This is a genomic window from Pedobacter sp. N23S346 (genome assembly GCF_048515415.1).
Taxonomy (GTDB): domain Bacteria; phylum Bacteroidota; class Bacteroidia; order Sphingobacteriales; family Sphingobacteriaceae; genus Pedobacter.
In genome coordinates, this window is the sequence record NZ_JBLYEE010000006.1 from 34,739 (window position 1) to 49,796 (window position 15,058).

14 protein-coding genes are annotated in these 15,058 nt (G+C 37.4%); 6 read left to right on the plus strand and 8 right to left on the minus strand.

From position 1 onward, the window contains the following. Nucleotides 1–54: 54 nt before the first annotated feature. The 4 genes from ACN1CD_RS12025 (at nt 55) to ACN1CD_RS12040 (ending at nt 3,204) form a co-directional block, all read left to right on the plus strand. Entirely contained in the window at nt 55–774 is a 720-nt protein-coding gene (locus ACN1CD_RS12025; protein ID WP_419130636.1) for a DUF4397 domain-containing protein, read from the plus strand. 115 nt (nt 775–889) lie between these two features. After that, nucleotides 890–1,474 (plus strand): RNA polymerase sigma factor, encoded by a 585-nt coding sequence (locus ACN1CD_RS12030; protein ID WP_419130637.1) that lies wholly within the window; start codon nt 890–892, stop codon nt 1,472–1,474. Further along, nucleotides 1,467–2,696, plus strand: coding sequence for a hypothetical protein (locus ACN1CD_RS12035; protein WP_419130638.1), 1,230 nt, complete (start codon nt 1,467–1,469; stop codon nt 2,694–2,696). Before ACN1CD_RS12030 ends, ACN1CD_RS12035 begins: the two co-directional genes overlap by 8 nt. Before the next feature lie 70 nt (nt 2,697–2,766). After that, a complete protein-coding gene (locus tag ACN1CD_RS12040; protein WP_419130639.1) occupies nt 2,767–3,204 on the plus strand; it encodes a hypothetical protein in 438 nt (145 codons plus the stop codon). A 70-nt stretch (nt 3,205–3,274) separates the two neighbouring features. Here ACN1CD_RS12040 and ACN1CD_RS12045 read toward each other — a convergent pair whose 3' ends face one another. The 4 genes from ACN1CD_RS12045 to ACN1CD_RS12060 form a co-directional block, all read right to left on the minus strand. Continuing rightward, nucleotides 3,275–3,781, minus strand: coding sequence for an FKBP-type peptidyl-prolyl cis-trans isomerase (locus ACN1CD_RS12045; RefSeq protein WP_419130640.1), 507 nt, complete (start codon nt 3,779–3,781; stop codon nt 3,275–3,277). A gap of 201 nt (nt 3,782–3,982) precedes the next feature. Then, entirely contained in the window at nt 3,983–4,441 is a 459-nt protein-coding gene (locus ACN1CD_RS12050; protein ID WP_419130641.1) for a hypothetical protein, read from the minus strand. Between the two features lie 5 nt (nt 4,442–4,446). Then, on the minus strand, nt 4,447–4,584 hold the full coding sequence (locus tag ACN1CD_RS12055) for a hypothetical protein (protein ID WP_419130642.1): 138 nt from the start codon (nt 4,582–4,584) through the stop codon (nt 4,447–4,449). A gap of 42 nt (nt 4,585–4,626) precedes the next feature. Further along, the gene (locus tag ACN1CD_RS12060; protein ID WP_419130643.1) at nt 4,627–6,648 is read right to left on the minus strand and encodes a thioredoxin domain-containing protein; all 2,022 of its coding nucleotides are present in this window, start codon (nt 6,646–6,648) and stop codon (nt 4,627–4,629) included. A 262-nt stretch (nt 6,649–6,910) separates the two neighbouring features. On the opposite strand from ACN1CD_RS12060, the gene ACN1CD_RS12065 reads away from it, so the two are divergent. After that, a complete protein-coding gene (locus tag ACN1CD_RS12065) occupies nt 6,911–8,008 on the plus strand; it encodes a mandelate racemase/muconate lactonizing enzyme family protein (protein WP_419130644.1) in 1,098 nt (365 codons plus the stop codon). Nucleotides 8,009–8,370: 362 nt separating this feature from the next. On the opposite strand, the gene ACN1CD_RS12070 is transcribed toward ACN1CD_RS12065, so the two are convergent. Together ACN1CD_RS12070 and ACN1CD_RS12075 are read right to left on the minus strand one after the other, a co-directional pair. Then, entirely contained in the window at nt 8,371–9,267 is an 897-nt protein-coding gene (locus tag ACN1CD_RS12070; RefSeq protein WP_419130645.1) for a glycoside hydrolase family 25 protein, read from the minus strand. Nucleotides 9,268–9,356: 89 nt separating this feature from the next. Continuing rightward, the gene (locus ACN1CD_RS12075; protein WP_419130646.1) at nt 9,357–10,343 is read right to left on the minus strand and encodes a hypothetical protein; all 987 of its coding nucleotides are present in this window, start codon (nt 10,341–10,343) and stop codon (nt 9,357–9,359) included. 165 nt (nt 10,344–10,508) lie between these two features. Between ACN1CD_RS12075 and ACN1CD_RS12080 the strand changes: the two genes are divergently transcribed. Then, nucleotides 10,509–11,735, plus strand: a complete 1,227-nt coding sequence (locus ACN1CD_RS12080) for an MFS transporter (RefSeq protein WP_419130647.1) — start codon at nt 10,509–10,511, stop codon at nt 11,733–11,735. Between the two features lie 40 nt (nt 11,736–11,775). On the opposite strand, the gene ACN1CD_RS12085 is transcribed toward ACN1CD_RS12080, so the two are convergent. Together ACN1CD_RS12085 and ACN1CD_RS12090 are read right to left on the minus strand one after the other, a co-directional pair. After that, on the minus strand, nt 11,776–12,756 hold the full coding sequence (locus tag ACN1CD_RS12085) for a glycoside hydrolase family 43 protein (RefSeq protein ID WP_419130648.1): 981 nt from the start codon (nt 12,754–12,756) through the stop codon (nt 11,776–11,778). A 677-nt stretch (nt 12,757–13,433) separates the two neighbouring features. Then, the gene (locus ACN1CD_RS12090) at nt 13,434–14,804 is read right to left on the minus strand and encodes a dipeptidase (RefSeq protein ID WP_419130649.1); all 1,371 of its coding nucleotides are present in this window, start codon (nt 14,802–14,804) and stop codon (nt 13,434–13,436) included. Nucleotides 14,805–15,058 lie beyond the last annotated feature (254 nt).

The window sequence follows — 15,058 nt, forward strand, 5'->3', positions numbered from 1 at the left end:
AAAGCGTTAATGGCCATTAACCAATTTTGTTTATAAAATTGATTTAACTACAACATGAAAACTAAAAACTACTTTGGCTTAACTACTAAAATTATATGCTCTTTATTCGCCATAACATTAACATTATCTGCCTGTAAAAAAGACTGGAATGATGATCCAATTGAAGCCGCAGGAATCGGTTTTGTACATGCATCTCCGGGTACTGGTCCTTTAGATTTTATCTTGGACAATCAAAAGATAGGCAGTTTCACCTATACCAATGATCGCGGATACTATGCTGCTTATCCAGGAACGAGATTGGTTGGGGTATCGAAAAAAGACTCATTAAAATACCTCACCAATGGAACTGCTGCGTTAAAAGGAGGTGGATTTTATTCTGTTTTTGTGGTAGATACCTTAAAATCCACTAAGCTTTTATTGGTTGAAGATGACCTGAAAGCCCCGGAAACAGATAAGGCAAAAATTCGTTTTATCAACTTAAGCCCGGGTTCTTCGCCATTTGATTTACAGGTGAGCAATACCGACCCTGCAGGCCTTACCGCTCCTTTCTTATTGACAACGAATAAAGCCTTTAAAGATTTTTCAGCTTTCTCATCAATAAACCCATCAATCAGCTATAATTTCGAAATAAGACAAACCGGAACAACTGCCGCCGTTGCCAACCTAAATAATGTTAAAATAGAAAAAGGAAAAATCTATACCATTTGGGCAAAAGGCTTAAAAACCGCAACAGATAGTACTAAGCTTTCGCTTTCTATAATGACAAACAAATAATATCTACCCGTTGATTTAGCACCATTCGGTAAATTGGATGGTGTTATTTTATATTTTTGCAATAGCTAAGCATAAGCTAAAAAACTAATCGAACGTTAAATAGGCCTTTACCGGAGTGATCAAAAAAATACTCAGATTTGAGGAGATTTTAAAAGGCTGTGTAAATAACGACAATAGCTGTAAAGAAATGATGTATAAATCGTTTTATGGCTATTTAATGGGTATTATTTTAAGATATACAAAAAATACTGCTGATAGTGAAGAGCTTGTAAATGATACTTTTCTTAAAATATTTAGAAGTGTATCAGGATTTAAACCGCCTCAAAATCCTGAAGAATTGCAACGGTCTTTTAAAGGATGGATTGCACAAATCGCATCCCGAACGGCAATAGATAAAATAAGAAGCTCGAAAGCTCATTTTTATGTTGATGATTTAAATGAAGATCAACATCCGGCTACACAGGTTTCTGTTGCCTCAGATCTTCATGTAAACGACATCATGAATTTGTTAAATCATTTACCGGATACGCAAAGGCTGGTGTTTAACTTATACGAGATTGAAGGATTTGCTCACGATGAAATTTCTAAAATGTTAAATATCCCGGAAAGTTCGAGCCGTGTTTATTTAACCCGCTCAAAAAATAAGTTACGGGCACTTTACACCAATACATTAGTTGGTTCATATAAAAAAAATGGATAAGGAATTAATTAAACATATCACCACCCAATTACAAAACCACGAGGAGAATTACGCTCCTGGTGCCTGGGAGCGCTTTTCTAAAAAGGAAGAGAAAAAGCGTGGTGGCTTTGTTTTCTGGCTATTGTGGACCGCCGCCGCGATAATTCTGGTTTTATCGGGTTTATTTTTATTTAATAATGAAGATAAAACGAATAAGAATACCATCGCAAAATCTAAAACTGAAAATACTGATTCACCATTAATTGAACCGAAAAAAGACCACATTATAGATCATCAGATTGCTGCTGAGGATTCAAAACCTGCGTTAAAAAATGATGAAAGATCAGGTGCTCCACAAGCTAAAAATACTTATCAATCGCAGGCAAACAATTTCGTAAGCAAGAATCCACTTTACGCAACTAATCAGGTTCAGGATAAAACCAATGAGCGTAAAATTGATGTTATCGAAAATATAGCAAATGTAACTCCTGCAAATAGTGGTATTTCCAATACTGAAGTTAAAGTTCCACAGGAAAAACCAAAAGCAAATAATAAAATGACTTTTGAGGACCTACTGGCGTTAGACAGTAAAACAAACCAGGGAAAGAATGCTCAAAATAAGGGAAACCAAAGCCAGAAGTGGCAACAAGATGTTTATGTAGCACCTTCGATGGGTAATGACAGCAAAGTAAATATGAATTACGGATTTTCATTGTCGTATGCTATCGCGAATAAACTATCGATTAGCTCTGGGGTTTCTTATGCATCAGTGAGTTCAACTGAATCTCAAAATGCTGCTGCGCCTCAAAGTTTGTCGGGGAGAAACCTGGAATCTGTTAATGCTAAAGTGAGTGGTATTGATGTGCCGCTTGAATTGAGGTATAAAATCTCAGACAAGCTATATACTGGTATTGGGGTATCTGCATTGGCGGTAATTAACAACTCACAACAAAACACTTATATTGTGAATCAGGTTCAGAGTATGGCATCTCCATCAGCAAATGGAACAACAGACATCAGAAGCTTTATTGTGGCAGAAAAACAAACGGAGCCGCAGCCAGAATCTAAACTTGATCCGGATAAATATATTGGTTTTTACAATTTCTCTTTAGGCTATAAACAAAAAATATCTAAAAAGAATAACATTGCCATTGAGCCTTTCTTAAGGCTCCCTATGAAAACTTTTTCAAGAGAAAATCTAAACCTGACCAATGGTGGTTTGCGTTTAAAGGTAGATTTTTAAAAGGTGTAGCAATCATTTACCAGCTAACCATCATCTCTTTTGTATATTTGTCATTAGATTACAAATTGATATGAGATCATTAGCCTTGTTTTTATTAATATTTATTGGATTATCTGCAAAAGCACAGCATGATCCAAGCGACCAGATGGACTCCCCTAACTGGGATATTATTGGTGGTGTAAAAATTAAGACGGTAAAACCGACCGAAACTTATGCCATTTATAGTCCAGGCATTCAGAAATATGAAAGTAAGGCATTTGAACTTTCAGGATATATTGTTCCCATAAAGGATGGTATGAAACAAACGAAGTTTATGCTTTCTACCTTACCGATTAACCAGTGTTTTTACTGTGGCAAAAATGGGATTCCAATTATGGTACTGGTAGAAATGGCTGAGCCAATTAAATTTACTTATCAGCCGATTACCGTAAAAGGCACTTTAAAACTGAATAAGGGAAATGCAATGAACAATCCTCCAGTTGAACTCACCGCTTCAAAATTATTATAAATTAAAAAATCCCGATCGAAATCGGGATTTTTTAATTTATTTATCTAGATATTTTTCTTTTTAGAAAGACCTAGTGCGCTTCATGTCCGTCTGCACCATGTGCATGACCATGAGCCAATTCATCCTGAGTAGCCTCGCGAACATTTAAGATAGTTCCGCTAAACAATAAGTTTTTGCCAGCCATTGGGTGGTTTAAATTTACTGAAACGGTTTCTTCATGTACAGCTGTTACGCCAGCTCTGAAGCTGTTTCCTTCATTATCTTGCAAAGGAATTACTTCACCCACTGCCGGAACTTCACCACCAGCATCAATAAACATTGATTTTGGAAGATCAGCAAAAGCACCTGGATCGATATCTCCGTAGCCATCAGTTGCTGATAATTCGAAACTATATTCATCACCAGTTTTAGAACCAGCTAAATGCTCTTCAAATTTAGGCAACATCATGCCTACGCCATATAAAAATACTAAAGGATTTTGCTCGTCTGCTTTTTCAACAAAAACTTGTTGTCCTTCTTCGTTGGTAGTATGCAATTCATAAGTTAATGCAACTACTGAGTTTGGTGAAATATTCATTCAGATTTTTTTTATTGTAAATATGCTAATGCTTCCTCAACAGTGCTAACCGGTAACTGGCATGATTAATTTTGGCAATATCTTTTTTAGCTCGAAGCGCAAAGATAACCTAATAATTAGTTTAACAAAAAAACTATTGAATTGTTGGGAGAAATGAGGCAGAATTGGCAATAATCAAGATTTCGTTAGAAAGTAATCATATTACTTCTGTGACATTACTTCGTTTTTGAGTAAAACAATGTCTCCTTCATTTTTTCTATGAGAAATTAGATGAATATAATGGTCCACTTCATCATTAATCACTATCAATTGATTGATATATTCATTATTACTTTCTTTATCAAACATCGCTGAGAATAATTTACTTCTATACTTTTGGGGACTCATATTTTGTTTATTAGCTCCCCTACTAATTTCAGCGTGATCACAATAACAATATAAAATCACATTATTCTCGCTAAGAAATTTTCTAATGATTGATGCGAATTGACTAAGTGTTGAACTATTATTAATGCCAACATTGTTTTCTACTGAAATAAGAACATCAACTATATCAGTTTCAACTCCATCTGGAATTTGCGCTTTGCCAATAAATTCGAACTGAATAAGATAGTTGTGCCCCTCTTTAGTTATTAAAGGTATGATCCTTTTTTCACCCATTAAAACTATTTCTTTGTTCCGAAATATTTCTCACGCTCAGCATCAAGTTGCTTCAACTTAGCTTCCTTCTCTGATTGTAGTTTTCTAACAAAAATGATAAGCTTTGCAGATGGTTTATTGATATGTAATGTCTTAAGTTCCATTATAATACAAATATATGAATTATTAAATTACATATTCTATCTCTAATTTAATAATTCCAATGCTTCCTCAACAGTGTTAACCGATAACTGGCATACTTTATTTCGGCAAATATAAACTTTTGTTTCATTGCTTTGCTTCCCTTTTAACAGCGGTAAGTTACTTTTTGTTCCACCTAATGTAATTTTATTGGGAATATAATGATTGCTTAACTCCAACTTAACCACATCTGTTTCTAAACCTGTTATCGCAATCTCATTTACACCGTAAATTTCGTTCAGCAATAAAATTGCCCAGTTTGAATAAGCAGAGCCATATGTTTTGATCTTCGGATGAACCGCAGCCAGCATTTCTGCCGCTTTTTCAGTGTAGTTTTCCAGATCGAATAATAAACCTAACTTTTTCAAGTTTAAAGCCATCGTTGAATTTGCTGCCGGAATTACATTATCCATTACTTCGTGCTTGCGGGCAATCAAACTCTCGCCTGCTGCAGAGGTGTAAAACAACATTGGTGATTCCGCATCATTGAAATGATTCAGAACGTAATCTGCAAATGATTTGGCTTCCTCGAGCCATTGTTCCTCAAAATCATACTCATACAAGGCAATTAATGCTTCGATCAGAAATGCATAATCATCTAAAAATGCAGTGATAGATGCTTTCCCGTTTTTATAATTTCGGTATAAGCCACCCGCTTCAGATTTCATATTTTTTATGATGAAGTTCGCTGCTGCAGCTGCTTTTTGGTAATATGCCTCATGACCCAACACTTGTGCCGCATCTGCAAGGGCTTTAATCATCATCCCGTTCCAGGCGGTCAGGCATTTATCGTCTAATCCTGGCCTCACGCGCTTGCTTCTTACCTCGAGTAGTTTAGCTTTTGCCTGATTAACTTTATCAAATAAATCTTCAGCCGAAACACCATATTTATACAGAAGGGTTTGATCATCAATTGTTTTTCTTAAGATATTGGTTTGTTCTTCTTCCCAATTGCCATCCTCAGTTACATTGTAATATTCACCCAATAATGCGGCATCATCTCCCAGAATCTGATCGAACGCTGCTCTATCCCAAATGTAAAATTTACCTTCTACGCCTTCGCTATCGGCATCCAAAGCAGAATAGAACAATCCTTCTGGTGAGGTCATCTCATTAAAAACCCATCCAATCGTTTCTACTGCGGTTTGTTTAAATGAATCAAATTTGGTGCATTGATAAGCCTCTATGTATAAACTAATCAGCTGTGCATTATCGTAAAGCATCTTCTCGAAATGCGGCACATGCCATTTATCATCCACCGAATAACGGGCAAAACCTCCGGCTAGCTGATCATAAATCCCACCTCTGCTCATCTCTTCCAAGGTGTGACAAACCGCTGTAAAAACAGATTCATCATCATTTAAAAAACCATAGCGAAGTAAGAAAACCCAGTTATTGGGCAACGGGAACTTTGGCGCACGATTGTAGCCACCATAACCAATATCGAAATGGCGTTTCCAGGGTTCTATAATTTCTGTTAAATGGGCTTGGGTATAGGTCTCTTTATTTTCAACGGCGATTACTTTTTCGCTGTCATTTATACCAGCCGTTAATCTTTCTGCATATTCAATGGCTTTATCGGGTTCGTTTGCCCAAAGTGCGGCCAAATTTTCCAATACATTAATCCAGTCTGTTTTACGGAAATAAGTGCCACCATAGATTGGTCGCTGATCGGGCAAACAAATACAGTTGAGTGGCCATCCCCCGCTCCCAGTCATGAGTTGAATGGCATACATATAAATCTGATCGATATCTGGCCGCTCTTCTCGATCTACCTTAATGCACACAAAGTGCTGATTCATCACTTCGGCAACTTCATGATTCTCGAAACATTCTCTTTCCATTACGTGGCACCAATGGCAGGCAGAATAGCCGATGCTCACTAAAATAAGCTTATTTTCTGCTTTCGCTTTCTCTAAAGCTTCTGTACCCCATTCGTACCAATGAACCGGATTATAAGCATGTTGAAGTAGATATGGTGAAGAGGCGTTAATCAGTTTATTAGGCTCAGCATGTGGATTTGACATAGGTTTTCGAGATATAAATTGGAACTGTAAAGCTATTAATTATCTACAAACGTGGCTGATTTTAGTTTTTGTTTTTCTATTTTAGATGAAATCAATTTGTGTACATGGAATTATTAAAAAGCGATTTATTTAGCATAGTTAAGGAGGTTATTATTCAATCTCGTCTGAAAGTATGCGCAATGCGTACCGAATTGAGTTGGACACATCACCGACTTTTATCTCGATTAGCACACCTTCAGCTTTTTACCTTCAATTTTAAAAAATGAAAATTACGCATACCGAAATATATCGCTTCAGCATCCCGATGGAGCCTTTTGTGATTGCCACTGGCACCATGCACTTTGCACAAAATGTCTTGATCAGAATTTATACTGATGCGGGCATTCATGGAATTGGCGAATGCTCTGCCTTCCCGATGATTGTTGGTGAAACGCAGGACACCTGCATTGCGATGGCTAAAGATTTTGCAGCCATTTTAAAGGGGAAAGATCCGCTGGAGATTCCTGAAAGAATGAACGATCTTTTAGGCTATGCTGACCATAATAGTACTATAAAAAGCGCATTTGATATGGCTTTATTTGATATCGCTGCCAAACACGCCGGCTTGCCGCTCTATAAATTTCTTGGCGGAACGAAGAGAACGATCGAAACGGATATGACGATTGGTATCGATACCCCCGAAGGGATGGCAAAAACTGCACTTAAATACCAGAGCCAGGGTTGCAGGATTTTAAAAATTAAGCTGGGCAAGAAAGTTCACGACGATATTGAACGGGTAAAACAAATTAGAACCGCCGTTGGTGAGGAAATGACTTTGCGCCTGGATGCAAATCAGGGTTGGAGTTTTGATGATGCCTTATTCGCGCTGGGCGAACTTGAAAAATATAACATCGAATTCTGTGAACAGCCAATGCGTACCTGGTTTGATGATAAATTACCTGAACTGAATATAAACTCTCCTATTAAGTTAATGGCTGATGAAAGCTGTTATAACCACCATGATGCCCGAAAACTGATTAATAGCCAGTCGACGACTTACCTAAACATCAAATTTTCTAAATCAGGCGGCATTCTGGAAGCTCAAAAAATTCATGAAGAGGCCATGCAAAAGGGGGTTAAATGTATGATTGGAAGCATGCTGGAAAGTCGGATTGCTTTAAGTGCCAATTTACATTTTGCCTTAGCAAGTCCGAATGTAGAGTTCTTTGATTTAGATACAGCCTTACTTGGTCACCTGGTAGATCCTGTTGTTGATGGTTTAACCTATGATGGTTATTTCTTAGATGTCCCTGAACTTCCCGGAATTGGGGCAGAAGCTGACGAATTTTTCCTGGAAGAGTGTGAAAGTTGGAGGGTGTAACCCCCTAGCCCCCTAAAGGGGGAACTACAGGCGAGGAGCAAATAGCAAGGTAAAAAAAAGAAAATATGTAATAAGAGATGTTAAATCTGAATAAGATAATTAAAAAAGCAAGTTTCTTAAAGAAGGACCTACAGGCGAGGAGCAAATAGCAAGAAGTATTATCCGTCTATAACTTTACAGTTAGTATAAACTATAAGAAAGGCAAGTCCCTTTTAGGGTACTAGGGGTTCTTTGAATTAGAAAAGAAAGCCTATTTTTAAAAGGATAGGCATAAATAAACAAAACTTAGGCCATATTCTGAATTGAACTATTTATTGAACTCTTGGTATAAACTATAGAAAGGCAAGTCCCCTTTAGGGGATTTAGGGGTTCCTCATTTTCTCTAGTGCAACACTATCGCCATTAAAGGCATTGAAATCTACCACATGCCCGATGCCATTAATTTTAGCTTTGTCTGAATGTTGCCAAAATTTCCAGCGGCTTTTATCCAAACGCAATTTTGGCTGATAATAATGTGCAATCCACAATGGATACTCATCTAGTTTTCCTTCCAGATTATCTTCGTAAAACTTTAAACCGGTGTAAATAATGGGTTTCACTCCTGTTTTCATTTCTACATAAGTAAGGAAATCGGAAAGTTCGAGTCTCATTCTTAATGGGGTAACACCGTCTAAAGTCTCAATATCAACAACAGGAGGCAAATCTCCCTTTTCTACGTTGGCTACCTGTAAAAAGAACTTTGCTTGCGCCCTGCCACTTTTTTTGGGTCTGAAAAAGTGATAAGCGCCGCAAACAATTCCTGCTTTAGGCGCTTCCCGCCAGTTGCGCTGAAAATAAGGATCAACTTGTAAAATGCCCTCGGTAGCTTTGATAAAGGCAAAACTAATTTTAACCTCATCTTCTTTCATCGCCTTAACCTTATGCCAGTTTATTTTACCCTGATAGTAAGAAACATCAATGCCATGCACTGTATATTTCTTTGGTATTTTGATATTAAAACTTTTATAGGTGCGGTAATTGGGATCTTGTCCCCAATCTTTTATCCACCTCCAGGAGGCTACGAATCCATTTAATATATAGCCATAATATAATGGAGAGAGCAAAATCAATAACAAGGCTGCTATGGCCACCTTCATTTGTACAGAAAGTAAGCCCTGCTTTTTTTTCTTCCCTACAGGTTTCCGGATAGTTGGTTTTCTCTCAACAGGTTTTCTGATTACTATTTTTTTATCTGTGGGAATTCTTTTCTCTGGCGGCATATCTATTCAGCTGCTAAATTGAGTAAAATCCTTTTAAATAAAAAAACATTCACTTGTTTAAGAACATTCAAATTTCTTGGATGGATCATTTAGGTAATTAATACATTTTCTGAATGAGCGCTAAAGCCCGGTTTCCCAGTGGCATAATATTTAAAAATTAAGTCTTTGGCATCTTTTTCATCTAATTTTACCCGTTCTAATAAATTCAAAGAAGACGCTTCATAACCTAAGAAGTTATCCCTGTAAATTTTAATTTCAGTAGTATAATAAAGATCAGCGGGTTCTACATTACCTATATTCACTTTTATTTCCTCGAAAACCCATTGGTTTCTTTCAGCGTGCCGGATAATCTCTTTCATCTTATCCAGGTTAAAATTAATCAGCGTTTCTATTATTCTGGGCTCAGTTTCGTTTCTCTTCTTTTCACTAAGATTTACCGTGATTTCTTCCGGAAGATAGATCACACCATCACCTAACTGACTGGCCAAATTCAGCATGATAAAAACCTGCGGCTCCGTAATAAGCGCCCTGTTTAAAGTTTCGCTTAATACAATATCCACTTCAGTGTTCGGCAAAACATAAGTTGTTGCATCGGTAATTTCAATCTGCCTTACGTATTTGTGCAAATCAAAAGCATCAATCACATCAAGCAACTTGTTATGGCTCGTTTCATTAATTTCGAGTAAAGTAAATTGAACTTCTTCAGGGCTAAAGTGAACCATTATGGGTAGGGCCAAAGTTGCAAAAGGGCCAGTACCAGCATAAAGAATGTGTATCGGGCCGCTCTTCTGAGCCAGTTTATCCTGAATGGCTAAATACAACCCCCTAATAAAACGTTGCGTTCTTAACACTTCTTTCACACAATTAGCGGCCCAAAAAGTTCCAATGGCATCACCAAAGGGCAGTTTAATATGACGACGTTCTATCGATTCCTCCGAGTCTATTTTACCTATATCAAATAACAACTTGGTATAAGCGGTTATGGCAGGTACGAGTTTATCATGAAAATCTCCTGGTTGGAGTATATGGTTACTGATGCTTTTCAGTTGTTCTTTAAGAAATTGAGTTTGATACATTAATTTAGAAAGCTTAGATTGTTAAAAAGATACTGAAAGATAAAAAGAATAGTAAAATTTTCAGCTGATTCCATCGAATTTATCTTCACAAAAGCACATAGTTATCTTAATATTTAGCATCAAATCCCCAATGCTTTTGTACTTTTGTGCGCTGGAAAAAACAACATGTTCAAACTCATTCTCAACACCTACAAATCTTCATTTAGTGGTTTAAGCCGCGAAACCTGGCTCTTGAGTATTGTAATGATGTTTAACCGATGTGGCAGCATGGCAGTTCCTTTTATGGGACTTTATGTTACTCAAAGCTTGCATAGAACAGAGATGGATGCCGGCTTAATCATTACCCTTTTCGGTGTAGGTTCTATTTTAGGCTCGGCAACTGGCGGAAAACTTACTGATCTGATCGGGTTCAGACCCGTTCAAATTCTATCCTCTATTATCGGTGGAATACTTTTCATTATATTTTCAACCATCACCCATTTCTCTACACTTTGTGTTTTAGCTGTTGTAATCAGCTTTTTTTCTGAAGCATTCAGACCCGCAAATTTTACGGCTGTGGCACATTATGCAAAAGAAAATACCATCACCCGCTCCTATTCCTTAAACAGATTGGCAGTAAATATTGGCTGGTCTGTTGGAATTAGTATGGCCGGTATTATTGCATCAATCAATTATAAACTATTGTTTGTTGTAGAGGGGTCAGTAAGTATTTTGGTGGGCATAGGCATTATGTTCCTGTTGCCGAAAGTGCAGGGCTTTATGAAAAAAGCGAAAGAAAACCGCAGCAATTTGGTGATTATGAAACCTTGGCAGGATGCTTTTTACGTCAAATTTATCTTGTTAACCACACTTTTTATCACCTGTGCATTCCTGATGTTTAGGGTGGTACCGGTATTTTTCAAGGAAGAATGGCATATTGATGAATTTGCAATTGGCATTATTATCGGCTTAAATGGTGCAATTATCGCGCTGTTTGAAATGATTATGATCAATAAAATAGAAAAGAAAAGATCGCCCATGTTCTTTATCATAATTGGTTCCATTTTCTTCGCTGTATCCTATTTATTATTAAGCGCACCGATTATTTTTCATGTAGTAACAGCAGTGTTAACCATCATCACTTTTACCATTGGTGAAATGTTCGTTTTACCATTTATCAACACGGTTGTGATTAGCAGAAGTAACGAGCATAACCGAGGCTTGTATGCCGCGGGCTATACGTTAAGCTGGTCTTGTGCACAAGTTATTGGTCCGTTCGGAGGATTTTTTATCGCAAGACACCTGAGCTATAACTGGCTTTGGTTTGGTTTAGCCTGTGTACTTATGGTATGTGCTTACGGATTTAGTTTACTCGATAAAAAACAAGAGAAGGCTATTTTGGAAGCTAATTAAATTTTCGTTCTCAACGTTCAGTCGGGAACGAAAATTAGTTTTACTTTACTTTTTGGGCTTTAACACCTTCATTCGTGATTTTCACTGGCAGGATCATGCCATTTGCATCAAATTTCATTTCATCTATACAGGTTACACGATGATTCCCATTAGTTTCCGTTAACGGACGGCGGTGATAAACAATATGATAAGTGCCTTTTTTCTCGTTGATAATCACAGAGTGATGTCCTGCTCCGGTCGCAATCGCAGGATCTTGTTTTAAGATCTCACCCACTCTTTTAAATGGCCCAAAAGGAGAATCGCCAACAGCATAGGCCACTGAATAATCAGGACCAGTCCATCCGCCCTCGCTCCACATAAAATAATATTTGCCGTTTTTGATGAACATATATGGTCCCTCCACATACTTATCCGGCGTAATTTCTTTGAAAATTTTTCCATCTTCAAAGGGTAAAAAGCCACTGAAATCTTTATTAAGTTTTGCAATATTACAGTGTTTCCAACCACCATAGATCAGGTAATATTGCCCGTCTTTATCCTTAAAAACAAACTGATCTATTGGTTGTGCTCCGTTATGAAACTTATCTACCAAAGGTTTTCCCAGATGATCCTTATATGGACCTTCTGGTCGATCTGCAACTGCTACCCCAATCCCACCTATTTCCTGATCATTCTGAATGTCGTTGGCTCCAAAAAACAAATAGTACTTTTTATCTTTCTGAATAATCGCCGGCGCCCACATGGCTTTATTTGCCCATTTAACTGCTGAAGTATCTAAAATATGGTCATGTTTTTTCCAGGAAACCAGGTCGTCAGATGAAAAGGCATCCAAAAAAACCTGCTCTTTATATTTGGCAGAGTAAGTGGGATAAACCCAATACTTGTTGTTGAAAATGGCTGCGTCAGGGTCTGCATACCAACCTTCAAAAATAGGATTACCAGATTGCTGAATCGTTTTAGTAGATTGAGCAAAAGAAGCGAATCCTGCTAAAAGTAAAAGAGATGAGATTAAATATTTCATGGGTACAATTTAGAAAAAATTATGGGGTTTAGAAATTCATATCACATTTATGATAAAAGGAAAAACGGATCAAGAGGAATTGTCTTAACAGATTAACGAGATATAACTTAGGCCGGTGGTGAGACACCAACCATTAGATTATGGCATTCATTTCCATTCTATGGGTTAGTTTCTCAACAGCCGAAAGAAATTTAAGCTTTAAGGTCGTAGCGTCTCGCTAAGACCAGTTTTAGATTTTAGTTCTGCAATCCACTATAACCGCCGTGCTATCCGGCCTAGGAACTGCTGGAAGGAGAAAACGTTAAAGCTTCTGCAAAAACTTTCATACCCCACTATCTAAGGCAGCGCGTACTCCGCGATTTTTCATCGCGGCTTGTGCTGCCGCCATTAAGCTTTGACGAATTTATCCAACAGCAGGTCCAAGCCTTGATTTATTCATAAGTTGTTTATTTTTTTATAGGTATTCATGAGCTCGCAGAAAAGCTCGGTTTTTTGTTACTTTTTTGATCAAGTAAAAAAGTAAGAGCCCCTTCGGCGGCGGTGAGCCGAGGCAAACCAAAGTGATAGCTTTGAGATTTAGAAATGGTTGGTGAGACACCAACCATTAGATTAAAAGGGATTTTAAGCTTTTAAGGTCGTAGCGTCCCGCTACGACCAGTATCTATGAGTATTTAGACTTATTTACTCAATTCAGCAAAATATTTATGAAACAATGGCAAAGTTTCGATGCCTTTGTAATAATTATAAATATCATATTTTTCATTTGGAGAGTGCAGTGCATCACTATCCAAACCAAAACCAAAAAGTACAGATTTAATTCCTAATACATCTTCAAACAAAGCTACAATCGGGATACTTCCACCACCACGGGTAGGAATGGCTTGTTTACCAAAGCTATCTTCGATTGCTTTTTCAGCAGCCTGGTAAGCAATGCTATCCGTTGGCGTAACAACCGGCTCACCACCATGATGAGGCGTAACTTTTACCTTTACATTTTTAGGTGCAATGCTTTCAAAATGTTTAGTAAAGATTTCTGAAATCTCTTCTGAACTTTGATTTGGCACTAAACGCATAGAAATTTTAGCATTTGCTTTGCTTGGTAAAACAGTTTTGGCACCTTCGCCAATGTAACCGCTCCAAATTCCATTCACTTCCAAAGTTGGTCTAGTACCAGTCCGTTCTAATGTAGAATAGCCTTTTTCGCCCCAAACTTCTTCAATATCAAGATCTTTTGTATATTCTGCTTCATCATAAGGCGCAGCATTTAAAGCTTTTTTCTCCTCATCTGTTAACTCCACAACCTTATCGTAAAATGCCGGAATAGTGATGTGGTTATTTTCATCATGCAGCGATGCAATCATCTTGCAAAGAATTGTTGCCGGATTAGCTACTGCTCCACCATAAACACCTGAATGTAAATCACGATTCGGACCAACAACCTCCACTTCCATATAAGCTAAACCTCGCAGGCCAGTCTCAATTGATGGATGCTCCATGCTGATCATTGAAGTATCAGATATTAAAACAACATCAGCTTTTAAGCGATCGGCGTTTTCTTTAACGAAAATACCAAGATTTGCAGATCCAACTTCCTCTTCACCTTCAATCATAAATTTCACATTGCAGGCCAACGTATTGGTTTCCATCATCAATTCAAACGCCTTTATATGCATGTAAAATTGTCCCTTATCATCGCAGGCACCACGGGCGTAAATTTTGCCATCGCGAACAGTTGGTTCAAAAGGCGGTGTATGCCAAAGTTCCAAAGGGTCTGCTGGCTGTACATCGTAATGGCCATAAATTAAAACAGTTGGTAATGAAGAATCAATTAGTTTTTCACCATAAACGATCGGATAACCAGCGGTAGGGCATATCTCTACATGATCTGCACCAGCATCTTTCAATTTTTGGGCAACGTAATCTGCAGTTTTTAGTACATCATCCTTATATTTTGGGTCGGCACTAACCGATGGAAAACGCAATAATTCGAACAACTCATCTAAAAAGCGTTGCTTGTGCGTTTCTACATAATTTTTAATCTCTTGCATAACAAAATGAATTTGGACAAATATAGGGTTTTAACGCAAAAGGCATTAGCCAATAAATGAATTGGGGCAGAAACCCTCAAAAATAATCCGGCTAAAAAAGTTAAATTTTTATTACGTTTTTAAACAGCTGATAGTTAAGTTTAAACCTGGATGATGTAGAATTTTTGGAGTAAGAAAATTTCTCTTTCATAAATCGTTTTAACCCATTTTTCTGTAAATTGCGGCCTTAACAGATATCCTAAAACCAACTAGAA

Excerpts from the sequence above, each read along its gene's own strand:
- ACN1CD_RS12025 (WP_419130636.1), top strand. The coding sequence starts at position 55 with ATGAAAACTAAAAACTACTTTGGCTTAACTACTAAAATTATATGCTCT.
- ACN1CD_RS12035 (WP_419130638.1), top strand. The coding sequence starts at position 1,467 with ATGGATAAGGAATTAATTAAACATATCACCACCCAATTACAAAACCAC.
- ACN1CD_RS12040 (WP_419130639.1), top strand. The coding sequence starts at position 2,767 with ATGAGATCATTAGCCTTGTTTTTATTAATATTTATTGGATTATCTGCA.
- ACN1CD_RS12045 (WP_419130640.1), bottom strand. The coding sequence starts at position 3,781 with ATGAATATTTCACCAAACTCAGTAGTTGCATTAACTTATGAATTGCAT.
- ACN1CD_RS12050 (WP_419130641.1), bottom strand. The coding sequence starts at position 4,441 with ATGGGTGAAAAAAGGATCATACCTTTAATAACTAAAGAGGGGCACAAC.
- ACN1CD_RS12055 (WP_419130642.1), bottom strand. The coding sequence starts at position 4,584 with ATGGAACTTAAGACATTACATATCAATAAACCATCTGCAAAGCTTATC.
- ACN1CD_RS12060 (WP_419130643.1), bottom strand. The coding sequence starts at position 6,648 with ATGTCAAATCCACATGCTGAGCCTAATAAACTGATTAACGCCTCTTCA.
- ACN1CD_RS12065 (WP_419130644.1), top strand. The coding sequence starts at position 6,911 with ATGAAAATTACGCATACCGAAATATATCGCTTCAGCATCCCGATGGAG.
- ACN1CD_RS12070 (WP_419130645.1), bottom strand. The coding sequence starts at position 9,267 with ATGCCGCCAGAGAAAAGAATTCCCACAGATAAAAAAATAGTAATCAGA.
- ACN1CD_RS12075 (WP_419130646.1), bottom strand. The coding sequence starts at position 10,343 with ATGTATCAAACTCAATTTCTTAAAGAACAACTGAAAAGCATCAGTAAC.
- ACN1CD_RS12080 (WP_419130647.1), top strand. The coding sequence starts at position 10,509 with ATGTTCAAACTCATTCTCAACACCTACAAATCTTCATTTAGTGGTTTA.
- ACN1CD_RS12085 (WP_419130648.1), bottom strand. The coding sequence starts at position 12,756 with ATGAAATATTTAATCTCATCTCTTTTACTTTTAGCAGGATTCGCTTCT.
- ACN1CD_RS12090 (WP_419130649.1), bottom strand. The coding sequence starts at position 14,804 with ATGCAAGAGATTAAAAATTATGTAGAAACGCACAAGCAACGCTTTTTA.